We start from the raw sequence: 24754 nt of genomic DNA, 5'->3' as shown, positions 1-24754 counted from the left end.
GGCGGGCGCGGGGAACGTGACATGGCAACACTGGAACTGATTGGATTCGGCTCGACCGGATGGGGGGCGCTGCTTCTGCTTGCCACCTTGATGACGCTCGCCGTGACTGCAAGTGCGCTTGCGATCGGCGCCGTGCTTGGTGCGATAATCTCCGCGGCGAAGCTGTCCGGCAGAACCTCGCTCGTTGCACTCGGCAACGTCTATACGACCGTCTTTCGCGGTGTGCCGGAACTGCTGATCATCTATCTGATTTATTTTGGAGGCTCCTCCGCCGTCACCTCGATCGGCAAGGCGATGGGTTACGAGGGTTTCCTCGGGTTGCCCTCGTTCCTCGCCGGTGCGCTGGCTGTCGGAATCATCTCCGGCGCCTATCAGGCGGAAGTCTTCCGCGGTGCCTACCTTGCCATTTCCAAGGGTGAGCTGGAGGCCGCGTCGGCGATCGGCATGCATCGTGGCCTAAGGTTTCGGCGGATTGTCATCCCGCAGGTGCTGCGTTTCGCGATCCCCGGTCTCGGCAACGTCTGGCAGCTCAGCTTGAAGGATTCGGCGCTGATCTCGGTGACAGGCCTGGCGGAGCTGATGCGTACCAGTCAGGTCGCCGCCGGTTCGACGCGACAGTATTTCCTGTTCTTTATCGTTGGCGGCGCTCTCTATCTGATCCTGACCAGCCTCTCTGACCGCGTCTTTAACGGCGCCGAGCGGCGCGCCAATCGCAGCATGCCGACAGCGGCCATGGGAAAGGCGTGAGGTAGGAAGATGGATTTCGCTTTTCTCGCTCAAACAATGACCACCCTGCTCAAGGCCGTTCCGATGACCTTGGCTCTGTTCTCTCTTTCGGTCTTCTTTGGCGGCCTGCTGGCGCTCCTGATCGTCTGGATGCGCGTCGGCGGCAACCCAGTGCTTTCGGCGATCGCCAAGGGATACATTTTCGTCTTCCGTGGCTCGCCGCTGCTGATCCAGATGTTCCTCGTCTTTTATGGCCTCGGTCAGTTCGCCTTCATCCGCTACTCCTTCCTCTGGCCGTTTCTACGCGAACCGTTCGTTTGCGCCGTTCTATCGCTGGCGCTTTGCACGGCCGGCTACTCGGCCGAAATCTTCCGTGGCGGCATTCGCGCCGTCTCGCCGCGCGAGATTGAGGCGGCGCGCTCCATCGGCATGTCCGGTGCGCTGCTGGTTCGTCGCATCCTGGCACCGATCGCCTTCCGGCACGCACTGCCGGCTTATTCCACCGAGATCGTCCTGATGATGAAATCGACGGCGCTCGCAAGCCTGGTCACGGTGTGGGAAGTGACCGGTGTGGCGCAGCGGCTGATTTCGCAAACGTACCGCACGATGGAAGTGTTTCTCTGTGCTGCCATCATCTACCTCGTTCTCAACTTCATCATTCTGCAGGCGATGTCCCTGCTCGAGTATTCGCTCTCGCGACACCGCCGCGCGATTCCGCCGGCGCTGAAAGCCTGAGAGCCTTACGGACACGATTGGAGCTTTTATGCCAGGCGTTACCCGACTTTCCGTACACAACATCCGCAAGAGCTTCGGCACGCACGAGGTCCTGCGCGGCATATCCCTCGATGCGCAGGATGGCGACGTTATCTCACTGCTTGGGGCCTCCGGCTCGGGCAAGTCCACCTTCCTGCGCTGCATCAACCTGCTCGAGACCGCAACCGATGGCGAGATCTGGGTCGACGGAGAACAGATCCGCATGGTCCACAAGGGTGGCACGAGCCGCCCGGCGAGCCAGAAACAGGTGGACCACATCCGCTCGGAACTCGGCATGGTCTTCCAGTCCTTCAATCTCTGGTCGCACATGACGATCCTGCAGAATGTGATTGAGGGGCCCGTTCATGTCCTCAAGCGTCCACGTGCTGAATGCATCGCCGAAGCCGAGGTGCTGCTGGAAAAGGTTGGTATAGCAGACAAGCGACATGCTTATCCCGCGCACCTGTCGGGCGGCCAGCAGCAACGCGCCGCAATCGCCCGGGCCCTTGCGATGAAGCCGAAGGTCATGCTTTTCGACGAGCCGACCTCCGCCCTCGACCCTGAGCTCGTCGGCGAGGTGTTGCGTGTCATGCGTGCGCTCGCCGAGGAGGGAATGACCATGCTGGTCGTCACGCACGAGATGAGTTTTGCCCGCAATGTCTCAAACCGCGTTGTCTTCATGAAGGAAGGCTTGGTCGAAAGCAGCGGCGCCCCGGACGAAATGTTCGGCGGCGGCGCCTCGCCTGCCTTCCGCCAGTTCATCGGTCATTTCGGAAGCGGACAATGATGGTTGCCATCGATACGCGGATCGGCTGGCGCGACGTCGCACGCGTTGCGGCAGGCGACACGCTTTCGCTTTCACCTGCCGCATGGGCCCGTGTCGATAATGCCAGCCGGATCGTCGAAAGGATCGTCGAAACGGGCGCGCGCGCCTACGGCATCAATACCGGCGTCGGTGCTCTTTCCGATACGGTGGTTGATCGTGCCTCCCAGAGCCGGCTATCGCGCAACATCATCTTGAGCCATGCCTGTGGGGTTGGCGAGCTGTTGGCGGCGCGTGAGGTTCGAGCGATCATCGCTGCGCAAATCGCCAATTTCGCGCACGGGCGTTCCGGCGTGCGTGCGGAAATCGTCCGTCATCTGGCGGCATTCTTGGAACGGGACTGTGTGCCTGATGTCCCGTCCAAAGGTTCGGCCGGATACCTGACACATAACGCCCACACGGCGCTCGTTCTGATCGGCGAGGGAAGTGCATCGGTGGCGGGCAAGCGGATGAATGGTCGCGAGGCGCTGAATGCGATCGGCCTTCGGCCGCTCGTGCTCGCTGCAAAGGAAGGATTGAGCCTTGTCAACGGTACGGCCTGTGCAACTGGTCTAGCCAGTGTTGCCCTGGAACGCGTCAGCCGCCTGCTCGACTGGGCGGATGCGGTCGCGGCCCTGACGCTGGAGGCATCGGGATGCCAGATGGCAGCATTCGACGAAGCCGTCCTGGCTCTGCGTGCGTCGCGCGGCATCGCGCATGTTGGCGCGTCTTTAAGGGGGCGCCTGGATGGCAGCGGCCTGATCGCAGCCGCCCTTGGCAAACGTACACAGGATGCGCTTAGCCTGCGTGCGGTCCCGCACGCCCATGGCGCGGCCCGCGATGTTTTTGACACTGTGTCTGAGGTTGTCGATCGCGAACTTGCCTCAGTTACCGACAATCCGGCGGTGTCAGGGACGCCGGAAAATCCGGTTGTCTCCTCGGAGGCCCATGCGGTGGCGCCGGCGCTTGCGCAGGCCTGCGACAGCCTGGCGATCGCCCTTGCGCAGATATCCGCCATGAGCGAGCGTCGCATGGACCGGCTCGTCAATCCTCTGGTCAGCGGTCTGCCGCCGTTCCTGGCGAGCGACGCCGGCAGCAATTCCGGCTTCATGATCGCGCAGTACACGGCGGCGGCGCTCAGCAACGAGAACCGCAGGCTGGCTGCACCCGCCTCCACAGATGGCGGCCTGACCTCTGGTCTCCAGGAGGACTTTCTTGCCCATCCGACGGCGGCGGCAAACAAGCTTTTATCTGTGATCGATAACGCCGAATATATTCTAGCAATCGAGTTGATGGCTGCTGCCCAGGCGCATGATTTCCTGACGTTGACGGGAGCGCGCGCCAAGGGCACGGAAGCAATTCACCACGCCACACGGGCCGTCGTTGCGCATTACGGCGACGATCGGCCGCTGGCCGGCGACATGGAAGCCCTTCGCACCTTGATCCGCGAGGAAGCACCGCCAACTGTGAGATGAGGAGCAAAAATGACAGCTGGGTTCGATGTGGCCGTCATTGGTCTTGGGGCAATGGGAAGCGCAGCGCTTTCCTTTCTTGCTGCGCGGGGCGCCAAGACGATTGGGATTGATGCCTATTTTCCAGCGCATGCGCTTAGCTCTTCACATGGAGATAGTCGCCTCATTCGGCTCGGTTATTTCGAGGATCCGTCCTACGTGCCGCTGCTTCAGCGCGCCTATCGCAACTGGCGCGATTTGGAAACCCGGCTTCGTGCAGACGTATTGACGATTACCGGTGTCCTCCAGATTGGCGCCGACGACGGCAAGGTTGTTGCGGGAACGCGCGCGTCCTGCAGGATGCATGGGTTACCGCACGAGGTTCTCGATAGGGCGGATATGGCGCGTCGGTTTCCCGCCTTCCAACTGGATGAGGACGAGATTGCCGTTCTCGACCCGCAGGGCGGTTATCTCAGGCCAGAAGTGGCTGTCATGGGCTATCTTAAACTTGCGGCGCAGGATGGCGCGGTCCTTCACTTCGGCGAACGGGTGACTGCGATCGAGACAAGCGACGGCGGCGTGAAAATTTGCACCGCTGACGGCCAATATCGCGCCAAGAAGGTCGTCGTTGCGACCGGCTCCTGGATCGCCGAGCTGGTTCCGCAATTGCAGGCGCATGCTGTCCCGATACGGCAGGTGGTTGCCTGGTATCAGCCGCGAGACGGGTTTGCGACCGAACCGCAACGGATGCCGTGTTTCCTGAGGGACGAGGGGGCAGAAGGCTCCTATTTCGGCTTCCCGGCAATCGGCGTCGATGGCGTGAAGGTCGGCCGCCACGCGCACTTTCGCGAGCCGATAGATCCAAACCAGCCCAATCCGCCGGTCAATGATGCGGATACAAGCCTGCTCGACGGCTTTATTTCCAAGCGCGTGCCGGCGGCGGCCGGGTTGCGCGTCAACGCGGTGACATGCCGTTATACAATGCTGCCGAGCGAGGATTTCCTTCTCGACCTTGCGCCCGGCAATCCGAACGTGGTCGTCGCCTCGCCGTGCTCCGGGCATGGCTTCAAGTTCACAAGCGTCGTCGGCGAGATTCTCGCCGACCTGGCCCTCGAGGGTGGAACCAACCTGCCGATCGCCGCCTTCTCCTTTGATGCGATGAACCGCTTCGTCGCTGCTCGAAAGCCGGTCTGATCTAGGCCCTATAGGCGCAATCCGCTTTCCGCGTCGAAAAGGTGAATTGCCTCCCGGTCAAACGAAAGCGTTAGCGGTCGTCCATTCTCCAAGGCCGTGCGGGGCGGTAGGCTGGCCATGATCCGTTGCGTGCCTGCAAAGGCGGTGACGACAAGCTCCGGTCCGGTCAATTCCGCGACCTCGCACTTTGCCGGAATCATCAGTTCCGAAGAGCCGAGCCGAAATGCTTCCGGCCGAATGCCTATGATCAGCTTTTGCCTATCCTTGGGTCGGGTCTCAAGTCCGTCCGGCAGCGGCAACACGGTGTCACTCCCGTCGATCTGAAGTTGACCGCCGTGAACCCTAACGTTCAAAAGGTTCATTGGAGGCGCGCCGACAAAGGTGGCGACATAGAGGGTTGCCGGCCTGTCGTAAATCTCCGATGGGGTGCCAAGCTGTTCGATCCGCCCATCGCGCATGACGGCGATGCGAGTGGCGAGCGTCATGGCTTCGATCTGGTCGTGCGTGACATAGACGACAGTGGTTTTCAGCATCTGATGCAGGCGCTTGAGTTCGGTACGCATTTCCATGCGCAGTTTCGCATCGAGATTGGAGAGCGGTTCGTCGAACAGGAAAACTTCGGGCTTTCGCACCAGCGCCCGACCGATCGCAACGCGCTGCCGCTGGCCGCCCGACAGTTGGCTCGGTTTGCGCTCAAGGAGGTTTTCGATCTGCAAGAGCTTGGCGGCTTCGCGCACTGCCTGGTCCCGTTCGGCGGCGGGAACCTTGCGCATCTCCAAGCCAAAGCCGATATTTCGGTGGACCGTCAGGTTGGGATAGAGTGCATAGGACTGGAAGACCATCGCGATGTCGCGGTCCTTTGGGTGTACGCCAAGGACCGAGCGCCCGCCGATGCGCACGTCGCCGCTTGTCGCCTCGGCCAGTCCAGCGATGATGTTGAGCAGGGTCGACTTGCCGCAGCCCGAGGAGCCGAGCAGCACGAGAAATTCACCGCTCTCTAGCGCGATCTCGATGCCTTTCAGAGTTTCGACATCGCCGTATGTCTTACGGATATTGACGATTTCAAGCGCACTCATTGAGCGGTTTCCTCGGATGCTGATTGTCCGCCGTAGCTGCGCGGAAGGGTGGAAATGGCCCGCGAGGCGACTTCGGTTCCCGCCTTCAGGCAAGCGGCAAGCGACTTTTCCTGCGCCAGTGCGGCAAGAAAACCGGCGTTGAAGACATCGCCGGCGCCGATCGTATCGACAACCTTGACCGATGGGGCGGCAACCGAAATTCCCTGTCCATCAGCGCCGATCGCCAGCGCCCCGTCGGGTCCGCGTTTGACAACGACGATCGCACCATCTGGCATGTGCGACCGGATCTCGGCTGCGGCTTCGACGGGGTCGTCAATGCCGGCAAGGGTGGTCGATTCCACTTCGTTGAGCAGCGCGATTGCGCAGCGGGAAAGCCAGCGTCGCGTCGCATCGCAATTCTCGTTCGTCCAACCGTCGAGCGGCCAGCCAGTATCAAGCGCAACGGCAATTTGATGCCGATCCGCCCAGTCGAAGAACGCGTCGTAGTCGCGTGTGAGATCGTCGGTCAGGAACGAGCCGCAAAGTAGAGCAAATCCGCCCGACAGCTGCGTGCCATCGAGAACAGCAAGCACATGGGCAAGATTGAAGCGTGGCAGATGGCCACGGGTGGTGAAGAACGTGCGTTCCCCGTCGGGATGGGTGATGCCGACGGACAGTGTCGTTTGCTCCGGGCACACTGACCACTTCGCAGTCCGCTCCCCAAACGCCTCGCTCAGCCACCGACCAAACTGATCGTTGCCGACATTTGCGGCAATCTCGAATTGGATACCGAGCCCCTCCCAGGCGAGGGCACTGTTACCGGCTGCCCCGCCGACGCGAAGTTCGTCATGATCCACGATGATCTCGGTGCCGGCTTTTGGCCAGGGAGCTGCCGGACCGAGAATGAGATCCACATTGACGTTTCCGATGACTGCAAGCGGACGCATTCACTCGCTCCGGGTAATCTTGGTCGAACGCACCGGTGTCCCGGCGTTGTCGACCCGCGCATTGGCGAAGGCAATCATGAAGCGCTGTGCCACCGGCAACATTGCGAATATCGCGGCCAAGCCCGAGGCCGGCTTGAAACCGATGGTGATCGCGCCTGCGACAGGCTCTTCGCCAGAAGCATCGAAGATGATGACCGGTGCGCCGGTTTCGACAACCGATGTGGCCATGGCGGTGACGAGGCTTGTCGTGTGATCATGGCCTCGAAAAAGGACGACGCCGATCGCCGGGCCGAGCATCTCCATCGGTCCGTGTCGCAATTGGCCGCCCTCCAGTGAAAAGCAAGGGCGACGGGAAAGTTCTGTCAAGCCAAGCGCCAACGCTTCCGCAAGACCTTGCAAACGCCTCCCGGAGGTAACCACCGTTGCCACACCGTCCAGGGCAGCAAGAGCGGCATCGATGTCTGGCGCTTCGGGGAAGGTCAGAGCGGCAAGCGCGGTCGCGGGATCCTCGCCAATGGCCACCAGCACTGCCAGATGCAGCGCAAAGGAGACGGTCAGGCTGCGCGTCGCGGCAAACGCCAGTTCCGTGCCACCGACACCGATCAGGGAAGGGGCGGTGCGCGCGAGAAACGATCCGGCCTCCAGCGTCAAGCCGAACGTGTCGGAGCCACCGCCGGTCTCATTGAACCAGCGAACGACCTCGGCGCTTTCGCCAGATTGAGAGGTGATGATGACTGTTCGCCCGTCCAGCGGGAGCGGTTGTCCGAGCTGTTCGGAGAGCGGCAGGGCGATCGCATCGATGCCGAGGGCGCGGTAGAGAGGCTCGACGGCGCGGCCGACGGCATGAGATCCGCCCATACCGAGAAGAAGGAGCCTGCCATTCTTCTTCAGCGATGCCGCGATAGCTTGAGCAGTTTGTGCTGCAGCGTTGTAGGACGCCAGCGCATCCGCATGCTGACGCGCCATCTCGCGATCGATCGCGATCAGACCGACTGGTCGTGTGGTTTCCATTGTGCTTCTCATCCCTTGATGCCGCCACTTGTCAGTCCTGAAATCAGGGCCCGTTGCATGACAAGACCAACCAGCACCGGGGGCAGGGCGGCGAGCACACCGGCGGTTGCGATCAGTCCGTAATCGGAGACACGGCCACCGGCCAGATCGGCAATGGCAACCGTGAGTGTCTTGGCACGCTGGTCAGAGGTGAAGAGCAGCGCATAGAAGAATTCATCCCAGCCGAGCAGGAAGGCAAACAGCGCCGAGGTTGCAACCACCGGCATGGCGAGCGGCAGGGTGATGATTTTCCAGGTCTGAAGCAGACCCGCGCCGTCGATCATGGCTGCCGCTTCGATTTCCTTCGGGATCGAGTCAAAGCCTGATTTCATCAGCCATGTCGTGAAGGGTGCAAGGATCGTCAGGTAGACAAGGGCGAGGCCGAAAACGTTGTTCAGCATACCGAGGTAGGCGAGACCCATGTAGAGCGGCACGGCAAGGGCTACCGGGGGCAGCATATAGGTAGCGATGACCATCGACAGTGACCAGCCGACGGAAGGCGTTCGCGACACAGCCCAACCGGCCGGAATGGCCAGTGCAATGGCGGCGATCGTCGCCATGCCGGCAACCTCGATGCTGTTTCTGAGCGACGAGGTGAAGGCTGCCCCGGCACTATTTTCGACAGTCGACAGCAGGGTGGCGTAACGCGAGAGGTCGGCTGACTGTGGCCACCAGCGTAGTGGCTTGGCGGCAAGATCGGCCGCCGGCGAGATGCTCATGACGAACAGCCAGAGAACCGGTGCCAGAATGACGGCAGTAAGCAGCAATGCGCAGGCATAGATGAAGGCTGAAAAGATCGGGCTTTTGCGTTCCATCAGGCGGCACTCCCAGCGGTCTTGCGCACCAGGGCGGCATAGGCAACGGCGAGCAGCGTCACCAGCAGCGTGACGATCAGGGCCAAGGAAGCGCCGGAGCCGGCGCGCTGGAAGGAGAACGCTTCCTGATAGACCAGGATCGACAGCGTCCTCGTGCTGTTGGCCGGGCCGCCACGGGTCATGACCCAGATAATATCGAACACCTTGAAGGCTTCAATTGTACGCAGTACGAGCGCCACCATCAGTGGACCGGCGAGATAAGGCAGGATCACGAAGCGAAAGCGGGCGAAGGGACCGGCACCATCGACGAGCGAAGCGGCCGTGACCTCGCGGGGGACGGCCTGGAGGGCAGCAAGGGCAATCAAAGCCACCAAAGGGAAGTTCTTCCAGCAATCGGCAACGATCAGTGCGGCAAGTGCGGTACCCGGCTCCCCAAGCCAGGAGCGATAGGCGTCGATCAGGCCGATTTGCGTCAGCGCTGCGTTGAGTGCGCCATATTCCGGATTGTAGATCAGCCGCCAGAGCGTCGCATTCACGACTGTCGGAAGCGCCCAGGGCAGGATCATCAGGGCACGCAAAATCGCACGGCCACGGAAGTCCTGATTGAGTAGCAGGGCTGCAAGCACGCCAATCACCATTTCGGCGGCGACCGAAATGACCGCGAACCAGGTGGTCGTGATCAATGTTCGCTGAAAACTGGAACCGGAAACCATCTTCACGTAATTGTCGATGCCGACGAAGTTGCCGGCGGTGCCGACGAGTTTGGCGTCGGTGAAGGACAGGCCGACGGTGTCGACCAGCGGCCATCCGATGACGGCGATCATCACGACAAGCAGCGGCAACATCAAAAGCCACGCGCGGGTTGTCATCCAGGTGCCGGACATAAGGCGCCCTCTCAATTCATCGGATTGGCGGATCAAGCCAGGCGGCACGAGGCCGCCTGGACGGTTGTAGTCTCGCTTAGAGCCCGCTGTTTTCGGCAGCCGACTTCAGCGCGTCCTCGGGCGAGGACTGGCCAAGCAGGGATTCTTGGATCGCCTGCTGCAGGGCTGTCGAGAGCTCCTGATACTTCGGGGTCGTCGGGCGTGGATACATGGCGGCGAGACCGACCTTGGCCGCAGCGATCATTTCCTCCTGACCCTTCGTCACAGCCGGGTCGTCATATGAGGAGGCCCAGATCGGCAGGCTGAGCTTGGCGTACTGGTTTTGCGTCGCCTGCGAGGTCATAAAGGCGATGTATTTCCAAGCCTCATCCGGATGCTTGCTGGCGGTAGTGACGCCGAGGCCCATCGATCCGTTGACGGCCGACGCCTCGCTCTTGCCTGCCACGCCCGGAGCCGGGACGACGCCGACCTTGCCCGCGACCTTGCTGTCCTTCGGATCGTTCGCCATGTTGTACATGTAGGTCCAGTTCAGCGCGAACGCGGCATCGCCGTTCTCAAAGACCTTACGCACATCCTCTTCCAGGAATTCCTTGGAGTTCGGGTTTGTCAGGCCGGATTTGTAGCTGGACACCATGTAATTCAGCGCGTCCAGACCGCCGCCATTCTGGAAGTCCGGCTTGCCGTCCTTCAGGAAATCGCCCTTGTAGGCGCTGACGAGCGTCGTGTAATCGCAAATGGCGGCTTCAGCCTGGGCCCAGCTCCAGGCGATCGGTGTTGCAAGAAGGCCCTTGTCCTTGATCGTCTTTGCCTGCTCGGTCAGCTCATCCCAGGTCTTCGGCGGCGCCTTGATGCCGGCTTTCTCAAGGATTTCCTTGTTGTAGAACAGGTATTTGGTGTCCAGGATCCACGGCATTCCATAGTATTTGCCGTCGTATTGAACCGTGGTCCATGCGCCAGGGAGGACGCCCTTTTTCATATCATCGGTAATGTGCGAGGAAATGTCGACCAGCACCTTGTTGGTCGCGTATTCGGCCGGCCAGATGACGTCGAAGAGGACGACGTCATAACCACCGCCGGATCCCTGAGCGAGCACGGTCTTGTCGTGCAGGCCCTCATAGGGAACGAATTCGAGATTGACCTTGACGTCAGGGTTTGCCTTTGAAAAGGCATCCGTCATGGCACGGACGTCGGCTTCGCTATAGGCCGCCTGCGCCATGAATAGCGCATTGATCGTGGTTTCGGCAAAAGCATGTGGCGCAAAAGATGCGCCGATCAGCGCTGCGCCGAGCAGCGTCTTGTTTAGGGATTTCAACATTCCAGCCTCCAGTTTTTTGACATTCACCCGTTTTCCAAAGGCGGCTATCGCCGCCCTCGGTTGTCGAAAAGGCGCCGGTGGGCCAGCTGCCAGTCTCAGAGCGTCTTCAGAGCCGGTTTTTCGGCTCGTCTCGTTCCCTGGAACTCTTTGGTTCCTTATTAGGTCAATTGTGTTGACTTATTTCTTCTTCAATATTCTACTGCTGTCAAGAGGGAACTAAGATGAACGACGCGCGCCCAATACGGGCAAAGAGCGGCACCAACCACGAAGGCACCAGCGCCCATAACAGGCGAGTGATGGTGGATGCCCTCAGGATGAACGGGGCGCTCTCGCGCGCTGATCTGGCACGCGCCACGAAGCTTACCAAACAGACCGTGTCGAACATTATCGACGAACTCGAGCAGGAAGGGCTGGTGACCGCGCAGGAAGCCGTCCGCAAGGGCAGGGGGCAGCCATCTACACCCTATCGGCTGGTGCCAGAAGGGGCCTTTGCAATCGGATTACAGATTGATCGTCACCTGACGCGGGCCATCGCCGTCGATCTTGTCGGCAATGTGCTGACGCGGGCCGAAGCGAACCTGCCGCCCGATGGGCCGTCGCACGGTGCAACGGTTATTCTCGAACTGATCGAGAAGGTGCGCCGCGATCTTGCCGGGCTTGTCGCGCAATCGGAGCGCCGGCTCGTTGGCCTGGGAGCAGCAATGCCCGGACCGTTCGGTGTCGAGGCGACGGGTGACGATCCCTGGATGATGGCCGCCTGGCAGAAATTTCCCCTTCTCGAGACGCTGGCAACAGGCACCGGGCTTGGCGTTCGGCTTCAAAACGACGCGGCGGCATGCGCCACGGCAGAGCGCATGGTGGGGGCTGCCCAGGGGCTTGATCACGCTGTCTGCCTTTATCTCGGCTATGGTATCGGTGCGGGCCTGATCCTCGGTGGGGAACTCTACAGTGGTGCCAACGGCAATGCGGGTGAAATCGGTATGGCCCTCCTTTCTGCAAGCGGCAGCCCGACGCCACTCGAACATCGCGCCTCGCTCGCCTCGCTCTACCAGCACCTGGCGATCGACCCGGCAGATCCCGGCGTCTATGTGATGGTGAACGAACTGGCGCTGAAGGATGATGTAAGAATACAGAGCTGGATCGAAGAAGCGGTAATGGATCTGCGTTGGAGCGTGCACCTTATCGAATCGCTCTTTGATCCGCAGACGGTCATTCTTTGCGGCGGTGCGCCGGAGGCCTTGGCGCGACGCCTCATCGAGGCGATGCATCCTCTGCCATCATCGATCGCAGATCGCCGAGACAGGACAATTCCTCGCTTCCAGCTTGGTATGACTGATCCATGGGCCGTGGCGCTTGGTGCGGCCGCCGAGCCTATCAGCCGCGCCTTCGATCCGAGCTTTGCAGCCATTCTCAAGGATTCGCTCTAAGAACGCTTGCAGCCGATGGATCGGGTCGATCCATGGAAACATTTTCCGGCTGTTGTTCGAGTGGCTCAATCTCGAGATTGACGGCCACCGGCTCTTGGCCGGACCACGCCAACTAACCGTCCTGACCATCGAGTTCCCACAGATGCTTGCCGTCTTGACTTGGCGTTGTTCTCATGAAGTGGCTTCATAATCCGGATTTCCGGTATCTTGCAGTAAATGTCACAAAAATCCCGGGGACATCGACGCACAATGCATTTGCATTACTCCTTGACTCGCTCCTTCGTATTGGAGTCGCAACCTTATGGCATTTCCTGCATGATGCTGGATGTTTCCCACCTGGAGAGCAAAGGAGGCTCGGTCATGGGTAAACTGGTCCTGGTCGTGTTTGGTCTGATCACAAGCGCTCTCTTCAATATGCCAGCCCAGGCATTTCCAGCAATCAGCCCACCCGGGATCAAACCGCCGCAGCAGGTAGAATCCGTACAATGGCGCCATGGGGACGGTGGCCCCTACGGTGATTACGCCGCGATCCTCGGCGGCGCACTAACACAGCCGCACTACGGCCCGTACCTTGCCGCATATTATGGCTCTTCTTACAGATATCAGCATCGGCCGTATGCCTATTATCGGCCATACCGCGAGTATGAACCGTCGGTTGCCTATGAAGGTGGAAGCCATGTGAGTTGGTGCTTTGCACGCTATCGTACGTATAGGGCATTCGACAACACGTTCCAGCCCTACTATGGACCCCGTCTCCAATGTGCCGGCCCCTATAAATGGCGCTAATCACTTGCCTTCTCGGGGCTTTTTGCGATCCCACTCGAGCCAGAGTTGGCGCAGCCCAAACGCAGCGCAAAACCGTGCTCGTTCCTGGTCATTTTGCCTGCCTGAGGGTGATCCCCTTACGAGATGATATCGCCAGGTCCGGAGAGAACAAGTGAGAGGGTAGCGCCGTCGCAGAGCATGGGATCAGAGCGCGCTGAGGGCCAGCAACACGCAAAATCCCAATAAGACGGCAGAGCCACACCTCCTCGCGGCGAGTGGCATTTGGTCGCCCTCTCCGAGGACAAGACGGCCGATCGACAACCACATGCAGGACGCCCCACCGGCTGCAACCACGAAACTTACGAATAGATCTGGTGCAAGGATGCCTCGGGAGGGAAGCATTGCAAGCGCGATAATGATCGCCTTGGGGTTCAATAGAGTGGTCGCAACCACCTGCCTGACACCTATTGCAACTGGCTGCATCTGACGGGACGGGCGGCCCCATAACTTTAAAGCTAAGTAAAACATCCAAGTAGCCGACGCTAGCTTGACGCCTTGAGATACGGCGGGATGTTGTTGAAGAAAGGGACCTCCGAATAGGGAGACAGGCACTATGACGGCCAGGTAGGTCAGAATGACGGCAACCAACAGGACGCCCATTCGCGACAACCTCAGCCCGTGAGAGGCCATTGCCAGAACAGCGTTTGTCGGACCGGGCAAGATCAGAAGCGCAACAACACTGGCGGCAAAAGCGGGAGTATCCATTGCAAAATCCTCTAGGAGCGAAGGTGGTTTTTGCACACTTTTACATCGCCCGTATTTGACCTAAATCATTTGATCGGGCGCGTTATCACTGCATCTTTTTGATCCAACCAGGTCGTTCAATGGTGCTTCCCGGCTATGGCTAAAGGCCGCGCACTTCGGAGAGTTCATCGAGTTTGCCACGTATTCTGCGCTTCACTTCCGCGTCCTGCTCTTTCATGGCGGCGAGCATTTCCCGAAGCGTTTGGCGCAGTCCATGGATCTGATCGATGAGATCCATGATGAGGTCGACGCCGGCGTCGTTGACGCCCATATCACGTGTCAGGTCGAGGATGAGTTGCGCCCGCGCGACATCCGTGTCGCAAAAATCGCGGGCGCCATCACGCGTCTGCGGTAGAAGCCATCCCTGTTCGACCCAGACCTCAAGCACCGCCACGTCGATCTTCAGGAAACGGCGGAATTCACGATCGTCCATGGCTATTCTCCCATGCCCTTTCTCGGATCCTGCGCGCCGCCCGCCGTCCAGCTGGTCATGAAGTCGGTCAGTTGCCGATCCGCCGCGTCCGGCAGCACGATTTTCAGCGAGATGTAGATGTCCCCCGCGCTGCCGCCTTTCTTCGGGACGCCCTTGCCCTTCAGGCGCAAGACCTTTCCGGTGTTTGAGTACGGCGGCAATGTAAGGTTGACGGGGCCGGACGGCGTCGGCGCCCGAACCTTGCCGCCGAGGACGGCCTCGCGCAGCGTAATCGGCAGATCGTAGCGGATATCGTCGCCATCCCGAACATAGAAGCGATGCGGACGCACACGAATTTCGACCAGCGCGTCTCCGGACCGGCCGCCACCAATACCTGGCTCGCCCTTGCCTCTAAGTCTGAGCGTCTGGCCGTCGCGTGTTCCGGGCGGGATCTGAAGATCGAGCGCCGGCCCATCTGGCAAACGGATCTGTGTCTTCGTGCCGTTGATCGCATCGAGGAAATCGACCTCCATTGAATAGTGCCGATCTTGTCCGTGCGCATGGAAATCGCCCCCACGCGTTCGTCGCGAAAAGAAACTCGAGAAAATATCGTCGCTGTCACCGAAGTCGGCAAAACCCGCACTGTTGTGGTAAGGATTGCCGGCATTGGCGGCCGAGGCATAGTCGCGATAGTAGTGGCGCTGCTGTTGTTCGGCACCGCTAATGTCGATCTCGCCTCGGTCGAAGCGCCCCCGTTTTTCCTCATCGCTCAAAAGCTCATAGGCAGTGGAAATCTCCTTGAAGCGCTCCTCAGCCTTCTTGTCGCCGGGATTGAGATCGGGATGAAGTTTTTTGGCGAGCTTGCGAAATGCGCTTTGAATGTCCTTCTGTGTGGCGTCCTTTTTCACGCCGAGAAGCTCGTATGGATCGCGGCTCATAAATGTCTCCGGTTCGGCCGGCGGAAATCGCCGACTTTTTGCGATCTATATAGGTTGTCGGGCTTGCTCCGACGAGAGGTTGTATCTTCGCAGACAACGTCAGTTGCGACGCAGGTTAAGATCGCTCGTCACAACTTGCTGGCCGGATGCCGGATCCATGTCGACCGTTCGGATCCGTATTGCATTGGCGTCCACGCGCTGGATCGTCATGCTGGCGCTGCGATCGCCGTTGATGACCTTCGACCAGTGCACGGCAAGATTGATGGCATCGCCGCTGCGCGTTCCGCGGAGCCCAGAGACGCCTCCTGAAGGACCGATGTAATTACCGGAGTATTGAATGCCGCTGACTTTAATGTTGGCAGAAACCGCTCGTGTAATAACGATCATCCCACGGCACATCCCTTTCATCGAAAGCGCTTCGCCACTCGCCTCGGTCTTGAAATTGCAGCTGAGATTAATGGGGGACGAGGAGGTCGTGCGCTTCATCATGCCTCCGCCCGTCCAATCACCGGCGAGCGATTGAAGGAACGGCGCCTCATCGGCGTATGCGGTTCCGGTCACTAGCCAGATCAATGCGGTGACGGCAGCAGCGTGGCGGCAGCTTTTCATGACGTCCTCCTCTGGAGATGATCGATAATGCCTCACAATGCCTGAAGTTCCCGCTGGCGATCGTCGTCACGCTAGGGGCATAGAGAACCCAACGAGCGAGGGGCGAAGTTGGACGGTGCACGGAAAAAGGCGACGGACGCAGCAAAGCCTAATGGCGGTTCAATTGGCGGCCCCGTCAGTAGCTGCACGATAGCGCGTTAGTCGGTCTGAAGCCATGGCTGCAGGCGGGATTCACCGAATACCGTGGTTGGTATCGGAAATCAGGCGGATTTGGATTTCGAGGCGTTGTCGTGCAAGCTGCAGTAATTGCTGCCAGCACGATCAGCATTCCGGCTGCCATGAAAGCCCGAAATTTGCTCATATGCGTCTCCTCACGGGGCATTTTGAAAGCAGAAAAACAATCTACCACTTCATCCGGCGCATGCGAGGGGAATGACGAGCACTTGACCGCACTGATGACGTACGGCGGCAAGCGGGGTGCGTAACAAGGTTCGACCGGGCTCTCCAGCCAGCCATCCGCCGTTTCGTTTAGAGGTGCCGTCTGCGTGACTTGGAACTAATGAGGTACGAGACTGTTCAGCTATAGCATTGTTACGACGCTGACGTGCCCGGCTGGCTGGGTCAGCGGTGTTCTTGAGGAGTGTCTCATCATGAAGATTTCGCCCAGATTTCGATCCGTTGCGGTTGCCGTTATCGCCACCACCGGAGTTAGCTTTGCCAGCGTCGCCCATGCCGACAACGGTACGATCAGCTTCGCCGTCTACAAGGCCGCCTTCTTCGTCGGTGGCGCCGGAGGCGAGGGCACGCTGACCTTCCATGGCCGCCATTATCCCATCTCGGTCGGCGGCATTTCCGGGGGCCTCGCCTTCGGTGCCTCTAAGACTTATTTCCATGGTACCGTGCGCCACATACGCCGCGCTCAAGATGTAACGGGGGTATACGCGGCAGCGGGCGGTGGCGGCGCGGTCGGCCAAGGGGCCCAGATGATCGTCATGACCAATGACAGAGGCGCCCAACTCGAGCTCTCGGGACGGCAAGTCGGCCTGCAAGTCAACGCCGATGTCAGCGGTATGAGCATCACGGTGAAGTAAGGGCCACCGCACCGTTCGATATCCGGAGAGCTCATGCGGTCGGCTTTTGGTTGCAGTGGAGATGGGGTCATCTACTGCAAGCCACGCAAGGTCATGACTGGAGTGACGGCCTAGTCATCTGCGTCATTCACCAGCGAAGAATCCTCCGGCCCAGCACGAAGCCGGCGGCTGTAGCAAGCAATATTCCGATGGAATACCAGGTGGCCAGAAACAGCGGGCTATCATCCGGACAATGCCAGGCATAGATGGCAGCGGCAATACCGCCGGCGGCAAGTCCAGCGACTGCGCCTGCCATGCCGGGGTTTTCGGGCGCGCCCTGTCGGACAGAATAGAGAATGGCGGTCAGTGGCGCGATCGAAAGGACTGGAACGAAGAACAGGCAGAACATCGAGAAACGTCCTTTCATGCTCGTGGCCCATGCGTTCTGCGGCACGATCAGAAGCTCCATGACAATCCCACCTATCAGGATGACGAAGGGCAAAAGCAGCATCAAGGTCGCTGATCTAAGCGAAAGGCCGGGCTTGCCGATGCGAAAGGCCAGGCGCGTTGTGGTGATGGCCAGCAACAGCGTCAGGCAAAGCTTGAAGATGACGCGCGGTGTCTCGATGGCGTCGGCCATGTTCTTGCGGATACCGATGGTCACAAGCAGAAGTATCGCGGAGAGCACTATCCCGATCGTAAGAGCACTGACGAATACACGGTCGAAGCGGACGCGCACCTGCGAGTCATTTGTCAGTAGGTTGATAAGATCATCCGTCTTCACGTCCGTCGCTCCGATAAAGGGCGGCCAAACCCTTGAGTGCCCTATGTAACGCAACTCGCACCGCGCCTTCGGTCATTTTCAGTCTTTCAGCCGTTTCCCGAATGCCGGCTCCGCCAAGGGAAATTGACCGCACGATTTCGCGCTGTGGATCGCGCAGACCTTCCAGCATTCGGTCGACATCGACACGGTCACCTCCATCCTCGTTCCTGTCGGCTTCCAGCGTCTCCATCACATCCTCGATCGGCACACTGACGTGGCGGCCACGCCGGCGCAGGCGGTCGATCAGCTTGTTGCGCACGATAATCGACAACCACGGGCCGATTGGGCGGGAAACGTCCCAGGTCCCGCGCTTCAAGTGAACGGCCAGCAGAACTTCCTGCACCACGTCCTCCACCTCACTCGGCGGCGCACCAAACTGATCGCAGCGCCGCCGGGCAATGGACCGGAGATAAGGCGTGACGGCCCTCAGGAACCGGTCGTAGGCCTGGGCGTCACCGGCCACCGCCGCTCGCATCCACGCTGCCCACTCCTCTTCTCGCGCCGAATATTTCATCCGTCACTATCCCCTACGTGTCGGACCACGTCTCTGTTACCAGCATTCCGAAGATTTCTGACGCAGCGCCTATTGAGCGCATCAACGGACAATCGGCAAGGGGTGGTTTGGCAAGAAAACGCAAAAGCCGCCCGGCTCTGTGAGCGGGACGGCTGTTGCGGAGGATGGCCTGGAAATTTCTAGGGATGAGCAGCGCCCAAGATGCGCCCGATCAGGGCGTCAAGCGACAGGCGGCCCGGGCCATAACGCATGATGGCAAGAGCCATAGCGGCCCAGGTAATATGAATGGGCCAGCCATCCGGAACAGTCAGCTCGACCACGACGGTCATAAGGAGCAAGCCGACGCTGGCAAAGCGTGTCGCAAGACCAAGTACCAGGAGGGACGGAAAGATGATTTCGCCGCAGCCCGAAATAAAGGCCATCGTGGCGGGGGCCGGAAATGGATAGGGACCACCCGGAAGATGGAGCATGAATTCCTGTGTAAACAGATCGATTGCCGTGTCGCTGAGCTGGAGGAAGCCATCCCATTTCAATGTGCCGGACCGCCAGAATGGCACCGCGAGCGCAAAACGCAGGACAGCCTGGACGAGATCCGGTTGAGCCACGATGCGGATCAGGTCGGTTACCGCGGCGAAAAGCCTGGCGGGCTGTGAACGCGCGCCACCACCGGGCAGGGTATCAAGCATGTTCGACATTGGAGTTCTCCATCGCGATATGGGAAAATGCGCCTGCTGCGATGATTTCACAGATGGCAAGGGTAAGATCGAAGCGGGCATGGGCAGCAAGACCAGCGGCTGCAGCTACTGCGAGCGGTTCGCCGCCAACCAGGGCATTGATGAAGTCCGCGCCGCCCGGTTGCAGAACGCGTATGCTGACTTCATCCCCAAGACGGCTGATCAACCCATCCTCGGGACGGGGCTCGACCCGGCCGACAGAGCCCGTGCTGCGGTTCATGGCGAAAATAGTCACAGCCGGATAACTGGATGATATTACACGCATTGCCGGATGGGGCTGAAGGACAAGGGCGCCCATCTCTTGCGGAGACGCGAGGGCGAGCGCTGCAGGATTGAGCGCGTGCGCGTCCGCAGCGTGATAGGCATCCAGCCAGGCTCGTTCGATCCTCGCTACGTCGGAGAGCCAAGGCATGGCCTGCGCATATTCGTAGCGGTCGATGAAATCCGGAAAACCCCGACCGTATTCGAAAAGTAGCGGCGAGTTCGGCGGGGTCTCGCGTACGTGAAAACGCGCCATAGCGCGGAAGAAATCAGGTCCGGTGATGCGTTGGACGGCTGGGAAGATCGAAGCCAGTGCCTCGATCAAGCTCACTGTCACATTGTTGCGGTAGATAGCGTAACCCGTCTTTGCATGTTTGCCGCGCGGGCCTGTAATCAGCGTTGGTGCTGGCCGATCGGGTGAAAGCAGACCGCCGGCAAATTGATGAACGAAATCAGAGGTGTTCGGCCGAATTGCTAAGACTTCAGCCGAAGACATGGAAAGCCTCCATGCGACCTGTAAGCTGGCGGTGGGTGTATTTGGCGAGAATGGCTTGAGCCGCAAGCGCCTCGGACCGCAGCACCGGCCAATCCGGAATGTTGCTGTCCCATTCGACCAGCGTCGGGATTGGTCCGCTGCCAGCGATCACGATCTCATAGAGTTGCCAAACGGCATTTGCGACTGGGCCGTCATGGCTATCGATCAGCAGTAGCTCACCGTCATCGTCCTCTTGCTCCGCGTGACCGGCGAGGTGGATTTCACCAACCTCGGCGAGCGGAAAGTCGCGCAGGTATTCCAATGCCGAGAAGCCGTGATTGGTGGCCGACACAAAGACATTGTTGATGTCGAGCAGCAGTCCGCAACCGGTGCGCTTCGCTATCTCGCGGATGAAATCGGTCTCGCTGATCGAGGATTCCGAGAAGAGCACATAGGTAGATGGATTTTCCAGAAGGATGGATCGCCCGATAGTTGCTTGCATCTGGTCGACGTGATCGCAGACATGCGTCAGCGTCGCAGGGGTATAGGGAAGCGGCAGCAGATCGTTCAGATAGGTATCCAAGTGAGTTGACCAGGCGAGGTGTTCCGAAACGAGTGCTGGTTCATAGCGGTCGACGAGGCTCTTGAAACGCTTGAGGTGCTCCTTGTCGAGTGGCTGGGAGCCGCCAAGTGACATGCATACACCGTGCAATGAGATCGGGTGATCGCGGCGCATCCTTTCGAGGGCTCGGTGTGGAGGACCGCCCGCGCCCATGTAGTTTTCGGCGTGGACCTCGAAGAAACCCAAAGAGCCGGGCTCTGCCACGATTGCCCCCAGGTGCTCCGGCTTGAAGCTGGTTCCTGCTTGGCCAGCCACTGAAATCGCCGGAAAGCGGAGCGCGCTATCTGTCTTCTGGTGGGGATTGGCCGTCGTGTTGACGTGGACCATGTTCGCCTCCGCTTTCCTGATTTCGGGTTTAGATGTCGCGTTCCAGTGGTTTCAGCGAACCGTGACGACCGCCTGGCAGCTCAAGTGAAGCACAGGTGCCACCTTGGACGAATTTCCAGGAGTTGCCCTGGAAGTCTTTCACAGCGGTCCCCTGGCAGGTGGTGCCAGGGCCGGCCGCACAATCATTTTGGGCCTTCAGCGCGACGCCGTAGCACTTCTCCTTATGAGCAGCGACCGCAGCAGCGGCTTCCGCCTTCGTCAATGGGGCTGCGCTTGCCATCGTGGCAAGTGCAGAGGTAATGGCGCTTGCAAGAAGGGCGGTGCTGATTGAGGTCTTCAACATTCATTTTCTCCGTTGCTCATGACGCCCTTTTTCATCGGGCACGGCAGGTACTCGCAACGGGAGTGGGCGTTGTTACAGAGATCAGGGTAACGAACGCGTGATAAAACGCTGCGACTTAGGCTCACGCCCGGCCAAAGATGGAGGCAGGACAAGAGCAGTCCAGAATCCTGCGCTGAGACCGAACAGTGAACGTCATGCCGCTCGTCGAAATCTACCGGGAAATTCTAAGGCCATTCGGCTTTGTGAAGCGTTCGATGCGAAAGTCTTGCAGCGGAATGTCCGTTCCACCCGTCGCCATGATCTCGGCCATAACGTCGCCAACGCCGGGTCCGAGTTGGAAACCGTGGCCGGAAAAGCCGAATGCATGGAAGAGCCCCGGTGTCGTCGATGACCGTCCGATCACCGGAAGACCATCCTCGACATAGCCCTCGCAACCAGACCAGGTTCGTATCACCGCAACGTTTTTCAGCGCAGGCAAAATCGGCAGCAGCGAACGGAGCTGACCAGGCAAGCGAGCCGGATCTGCCTTGGCGTATCCCGTATCCAGCGAAACGTCTATGCGATTTGCGCCACCACCGAAGACGATGTTGCCTCTTTCCACCTGTCTGAGATACCCGCCTCCGTGATCATGCGCCCAGACGCCGACGACCGGGAGGATGCGGTGGGGGAGAGGTTCTGTTACTCCCATTTGCGGACCTTTGGCAACGATCGGAACCGTCTCTCCGAACAGGGTTGCGATACGTGCGCCCCAGGCACCCGTCGCGTTCAGCAGCATCGAGGCTTCATGCGAACCCTTCGATGTTTCGACCTTAAATCCATAGTCAGTTTTTCTGATCGCCCTGATGACGACATTTTCGACGATGTCGGCGCCTAACTTTTGAGCGGCATTTGCGAAGGCCGGTGCAATAAGACGCGGATTGCCGCTTCCATCTTTCGGGGAAAAGGATGCCGCGATCGCCTCGGGGCCAAGGCCAGGAAAGCGCGACCGCAGGTCCCTTGCGGTCAGCTCCTCCAGTTCCAGCCCCCACGGCCGTGATTCCTCGATGAAGGACCGCATCGCTGCAAGTCCTTCCTGGCTGAACACTAGCCGCAGGTGGCCGGTCGCACGAAATTCCACGTCGCGCCCAAGCATCGCCTCGGCCTCTCCCCACAGCGCAAGCGAACGGTGGGAAAGCGGTAATTGTGGAATGTATCGGCCGCTTCGCCGGATGTTGCCGAATGACGCTATCGTGGCGCCGCTCCCGACCCGATTGCGTTCGATAAGTGTGACGCGGATGCCGCGCCGGGCGAGAAAGAAGGCAGAGGCGGCTCCCATGAGCCCGCCGCCCAGCACAATAGCATCCATGGAAAATCTCCAGAGGCTGAAAACAGTCCCCCATCCTGTGCAACCCGGGTCGGCGCTGTCAAAGTTGAGATCACGGCAGGCCCATAAGTCCGGCCTATGGGTTGCTTGGTCCCAGAGCATAAGTCTGGCTTATGACATTTGGCGTTTTCGCTCTTGGACCTAGCCGATCCGTTCGTGCCAGTTTCATCGCCGATACAAGAAAGGAACGAACATGGCGGATGCGACAAGGCAAGATCGAGAGGCTTTGCGGCAAGACTGGAAGATCGGCGTTGACATCGGCGGCACCTTCATCGATTTCTGCGCCCTGGAAAGCCGCTCTGGTCGCGTCGCTTCGCTGAAGGTGCTGACCACGCCCGATGATCCGGGTGCCGAATTGATGACCGGCCTTTCCTTGCTTGCCGAGCGCGAGGGATTGGAGCCGGAGGCAATCAGCCGCTTCGTTCACGGCACCACCGTCGGTATCAACACCGTAATTCAGAGGCGCGGCGTATCGCTCGCGCTCATGACGAATGCTGGTTTCGAAGATGTCATCGAGCTGGCCCGGCTTAGAATGCCCGACGTCTACTCCCTCTTCTGCTCACGGCCGGAGCAGCTCATCGCACGCGACATGATCTTTGGCATTCCCGCACGCTTGCGGGCCGATGGCAGTGAAGCGCAGGCGCCGGACATGAAGGCGGTTGCCACGGCGGTCGCAGCTGCAAAAGCCAAGGGCGCGGCGGGCATCATCGTATCCTTTCTGCACTCCTGGCGCGACGATGCCCAGGAAACTGCGGTCAAGAGCGCAATCGAAAAGCTCGCACCCGATCTCTTCGTCTTCACGTCCTCGGAAGTGTGGCCGGTCATTCGCGAATACGAGCGTACGACGACCGCGATCCTCAACGGCTACGTCCATCCCAGGGTTTCGAGCTACCTGGCGGCCCTCGAACACAAGCTTGCATCGCGCGGAGTGACGGCGCCGGCCTTGCTGACCAAATCGAACGGCGGCGTCATGAACGCGGCGGAAGGAAAGCGTTCCTGTGTGCAGATGCTGCTCTCCGGCACGGCCTCGGGGGTAATCGGCGCCGCCTGGCTGGCGCGCCTTGCCGGTGAAAGACATGTTCTCACCCTCGACATAGGCGGCACCTCGGCGGACTTCGCCTTGATCATCGACGGCGAGCCGCAATTCGGGACGGGCGAACTGATCGGCGAGTTTCCGCTTCATATTCCTTCGGTCTCGGTCAGCTCCATCGGTATCGGCGGTGGCTCCGTTGCCAGCATCGATGCCCATGGTGTCTTGCGGGTGGGGCCGGAATCGGCCGGCTCGACACCAGGTCCCGCCTGTTATGACCGGGGCGGCACGAAAGCGACCGTGACCGATGCCATGGCCGTCTGCGGCTGGCTCGGACACAGCGAGATGGCCTACGGTCAATTGCGGATCGATGTCGGGCTGGCGCGCGCCGCCGTCGCAAAGCTCGCCGAGCGTATCGAACGATCGGTTGAAGAGGTGGCCCAGGCCATTCTGGACATCGCGATCTCCGAGATGTTCGTCGAGGTGGAAAAGCTGGCGTCGCGGGCTGGAGTTGACTTGCGGGAGTTTACCCTCATGCCGTTCGGCGGTGGCGGACCCATGCTGGGCGCCTTCCTGGCTCGCGAATTCCGCATGGCGAAAGTCATCGGGCCACTGCGTCCGGGTGTGGTGTCGGCTCTCGGCGGTCTGGTCGCGGATCTGCGCGGCGACTTCATCAAGACGGTTTTCACGCACCTGTCGCCGGAGGCAGCGCCGTTGCTGCGTGCCTGTTCGGAGGCGCTGTCTGCCGAAGGGCGGGACTGGCTTGTCAAGCAGGGCCACGAAGGTGCCGCCGAATTGCGGATTTCGGCCGACATGCGCTATGTCGGCCAAAGCTTTGAAATCGAGGTTCCGCTGCGGGCAAGCTGGGTGGAGGAGGGCAAATTCACTGCGATCGAAGAGGCGTTTCATGCCATGCACGCCCGCCTTTATGATTTTGCCGACCCGCACGGCAAGATCGAAATCGTCAATCTCCGCCTGTCTGCACTCGGCGCGGGACCGGCGCTGCAAACGACCCTCGACCGCGAAGAGATCGCCGGTATAGCCCAACCCGAGCGTGAAATACCGGTCTATACGGGGAAAACGTTCGAATGGATCGGACTATACCGACGGGACACGTTGCATCCCGGCGAGTGCTTCCAAGGGCCTGCTGTCATAGCGCAGGACGATACGACCTTTGCCATTCCGGTCGGCACACAGGTGGTGATTGATCGGCACCTGAACCTTCATCTCACGTTTTCGGAGTAG

At 60.0% G+C, this 24754-nt stretch carries 25 protein-coding genes; 9 read left to right on the top strand and 16 right to left on the bottom strand.

Translation table 11 applies throughout. The annotated features are described in order from the left end of the window. Window positions 1-21 precede the first annotated feature (21 nt). From BN77_RS21890 to solA, 5 genes are read left to right on the top strand one after another with little or no spacing between them, the layout of a single operon-like run. Window positions 22-747 (top strand): ABC transporter permease, encoded by a 726-nt coding sequence (locus BN77_RS21890; RefSeq protein WP_007536099.1) that lies wholly within the window; start codon window positions 22-24, stop codon window positions 745-747. A gap of 9 nt (window positions 748-756) precedes the next feature. Further along, complete coding sequence (locus BN77_RS21885) at window positions 757-1461, top strand: ABC transporter permease (RefSeq protein WP_007536096.1); 705 nt, start codon at window positions 757-759, stop codon at window positions 1459-1461. 28 nt (window positions 1462-1489) lie between these two features. Beyond that, the gene (locus BN77_RS21880) at window positions 1490-2266 is read left to right on the top strand and encodes an ABC transporter ATP-binding protein (protein WP_007536094.1); all 777 of its coding nucleotides are present in this window, start codon (window positions 1490-1492) and stop codon (window positions 2264-2266) included. Beyond that, window positions 2263-3756, top strand: a complete 1494-nt coding sequence (locus BN77_RS21875; protein ID WP_007536092.1) for an HAL/PAL/TAL family ammonia-lyase — start codon at window positions 2263-2265, stop codon at window positions 3754-3756. Before BN77_RS21880 ends, BN77_RS21875 begins: the two co-directional genes overlap by 4 nt. Window positions 3757-3765: 9 nt before the next feature. Continuing rightward, the gene (solA, locus tag BN77_RS21870; RefSeq protein WP_007536090.1) at window positions 3766-4926 is read left to right on the top strand and encodes an N-methyl-L-tryptophan oxidase; all 1161 of its coding nucleotides are present in this window, start codon (window positions 3766-3768) and stop codon (window positions 4924-4926) included. 8 nt (window positions 4927-4934) lie between these two features. On the opposite strand, the gene BN77_RS21865 is transcribed toward solA, so the two are convergent. From BN77_RS21865 to BN77_RS21840, 6 genes are all read right to left on the bottom strand, one after another. Next, window positions 4935-6002 carry an ABC transporter ATP-binding protein gene (locus tag BN77_RS21865; protein WP_007536088.1) on the bottom strand — a complete coding sequence of 356 codons (1068 nt, stop codon included), beginning with the start codon at window positions 6000-6002 and terminating at the stop codon, window positions 4935-4937. Further along, window positions 5999-6928 (bottom strand): PfkB family carbohydrate kinase, encoded by a 930-nt coding sequence (locus tag BN77_RS21860; protein ID WP_007536086.1) that lies wholly within the window; start codon window positions 6926-6928, stop codon window positions 5999-6001. The genes BN77_RS21865 and BN77_RS21860 overlap by 4 nt, the downstream gene beginning before the upstream one ends. Then, window positions 6929-7951, bottom strand: a complete 1023-nt coding sequence (locus BN77_RS21855) for an SIS domain-containing protein (protein ID WP_007536083.1) — start codon at window positions 7949-7951, stop codon at window positions 6929-6931. Then, complete coding sequence (locus BN77_RS21850; protein WP_007536081.1) at window positions 7948-8793, bottom strand: carbohydrate ABC transporter permease; 846 nt, start codon at window positions 8791-8793, stop codon at window positions 7948-7950. The genes BN77_RS21855 and BN77_RS21850 overlap by 4 nt, the downstream gene beginning before the upstream one ends. Beyond that, the gene (locus BN77_RS21845; protein WP_007536078.1) at window positions 8793-9677 is read right to left on the bottom strand and encodes a carbohydrate ABC transporter permease; all 885 of its coding nucleotides are present in this window, start codon (window positions 9675-9677) and stop codon (window positions 8793-8795) included. Before BN77_RS21845 ends, BN77_RS21850 begins: the two co-directional genes overlap by 1 nt. 76 nt (window positions 9678-9753) lie before the next feature. Beyond that, window positions 9754-10992: an extracellular solute-binding protein gene (locus tag BN77_RS21840; RefSeq protein ID WP_007536076.1), complete on the bottom strand. Its 1239-nt coding sequence runs from the start codon at window positions 10990-10992 to the stop codon at window positions 9754-9756. Between the two features lie 221 nt (window positions 10993-11213). On the opposite strand from BN77_RS21840, the gene BN77_RS21835 reads away from it, so the two are divergent. Together BN77_RS21835 and BN77_RS21830 are read left to right on the top strand one after the other, a co-directional pair. Next, complete coding sequence (locus BN77_RS21835) at window positions 11214-12419, top strand: ROK family transcriptional regulator (protein ID WP_007536075.1); 1206 nt, start codon at window positions 11214-11216, stop codon at window positions 12417-12419. Between the two features lie 360 nt (window positions 12420-12779). After that, window positions 12780-13205, top strand: a complete 426-nt coding sequence (locus BN77_RS21830; protein WP_007536073.1) for a BA14K family protein — start codon at window positions 12780-12782, stop codon at window positions 13203-13205. Window positions 13206-14088: 883 nt separating this feature from the next. Here BN77_RS21830 and BN77_RS21820 read toward each other — a convergent pair. The 3 genes from BN77_RS21820 to BN77_RS21810 all read right to left on the bottom strand — a co-directional run bounded on the left by BN77_RS21820 (window position 14089) and on the right by BN77_RS21810 (window position 15947). Beyond that, window positions 14089-14421, bottom strand: a complete 333-nt coding sequence (locus BN77_RS21820; protein ID WP_007536068.1) for a chaperone modulator CbpM — start codon at window positions 14419-14421, stop codon at window positions 14089-14091. Between the two features lie 2 nt (window positions 14422-14423). Further along, window positions 14424-15338 (bottom strand): DnaJ C-terminal domain-containing protein, encoded by a 915-nt coding sequence (locus tag BN77_RS21815; RefSeq protein WP_007536066.1) that lies wholly within the window; start codon window positions 15336-15338, stop codon window positions 14424-14426. A 99-nt stretch (window positions 15339-15437) separates the two neighbouring features. Next, a complete protein-coding gene (locus BN77_RS21810; protein WP_007536064.1) occupies window positions 15438-15947 on the bottom strand; it encodes a hypothetical protein in 510 nt (169 codons plus the stop codon). A gap of 650 nt (window positions 15948-16597) precedes the next feature. Here BN77_RS21810 and BN77_RS21805 point away from each other — a divergent pair. Then, window positions 16598-17038, top strand: coding sequence for a lipid-binding SYLF domain-containing protein (locus tag BN77_RS21805; protein ID WP_007536062.1), 441 nt, complete (start codon window positions 16598-16600; stop codon window positions 17036-17038). Window positions 17039-17165: 127 nt separating this feature from the next. Here BN77_RS21805 and BN77_RS21800 read toward each other — a convergent pair whose 3' ends face one another. The 7 genes from BN77_RS21800 to BN77_RS21770 form a co-directional block, all read right to left on the bottom strand. Continuing rightward, window positions 17166-17801, bottom strand: coding sequence for an NrsF family protein (locus BN77_RS21800; RefSeq protein WP_007536059.1), 636 nt, complete (start codon window positions 17799-17801; stop codon window positions 17166-17168). Then, window positions 17788-18354 (bottom strand): sigma-70 family RNA polymerase sigma factor, encoded by a 567-nt coding sequence (locus tag BN77_RS21795; protein ID WP_007536057.1) that lies wholly within the window; start codon window positions 18352-18354, stop codon window positions 17788-17790. Before BN77_RS21795 ends, BN77_RS21800 begins: the two co-directional genes overlap by 14 nt. A 179-nt stretch (window positions 18355-18533) precedes the next feature. Then, on the bottom strand, window positions 18534-19049 hold the full coding sequence (locus BN77_RS21790; protein ID WP_040678295.1) for a DoxX family protein: 516 nt from the start codon (window positions 19047-19049) through the stop codon (window positions 18534-18536). Then, window positions 19033-19845, bottom strand: a complete 813-nt coding sequence (locus BN77_RS21785; protein ID WP_007536053.1) for an HvfC/BufC N-terminal domain-containing protein — start codon at window positions 19843-19845, stop codon at window positions 19033-19035. Before BN77_RS21785 ends, BN77_RS21790 begins: the two co-directional genes overlap by 17 nt. Continuing rightward, a complete protein-coding gene (bufB, locus tag BN77_RS21780) occupies window positions 19832-20773 on the bottom strand; it encodes an MNIO family bufferin maturase (protein WP_007536051.1) in 942 nt (313 codons plus the stop codon). Before bufB ends, BN77_RS21785 begins: the two co-directional genes overlap by 14 nt. A gap of 28 nt (window positions 20774-20801) precedes the next feature. Beyond that, window positions 20802-21116, bottom strand: a complete 315-nt coding sequence (locus BN77_RS21775) for a BufA1 family periplasmic bufferin-type metallophore (protein ID WP_007536049.1) — start codon at window positions 21114-21116, stop codon at window positions 20802-20804. 211 nt (window positions 21117-21327) lie between these two features. Next, window positions 21328-22461 carry an NAD(P)/FAD-dependent oxidoreductase gene (locus BN77_RS21770; RefSeq protein WP_007536047.1) on the bottom strand — a complete coding sequence of 378 codons (1134 nt, stop codon included), beginning with the start codon at window positions 22459-22461 and terminating at the stop codon, window positions 21328-21330. Window positions 22462-22672: 211 nt separating this feature from the next. Between BN77_RS21770 and BN77_RS21765 the strand changes: the two genes are divergently transcribed. After that, a complete protein-coding gene (locus BN77_RS21765; RefSeq protein WP_007536045.1) occupies window positions 22673-24754 on the top strand; it encodes a hydantoinase/oxoprolinase family protein in 2082 nt (693 codons plus the stop codon).

Source organism: Rhizobium mesoamericanum STM3625, assembly GCF_000312665.1.
GTDB lineage: Bacteria > Pseudomonadota > Alphaproteobacteria > Rhizobiales > Rhizobiaceae > Rhizobium > Rhizobium mesoamericanum.
Note: the sequence above shows the minus strand (reverse complement) of the source record. Positions and strands in the feature narration are given on the sequence as shown.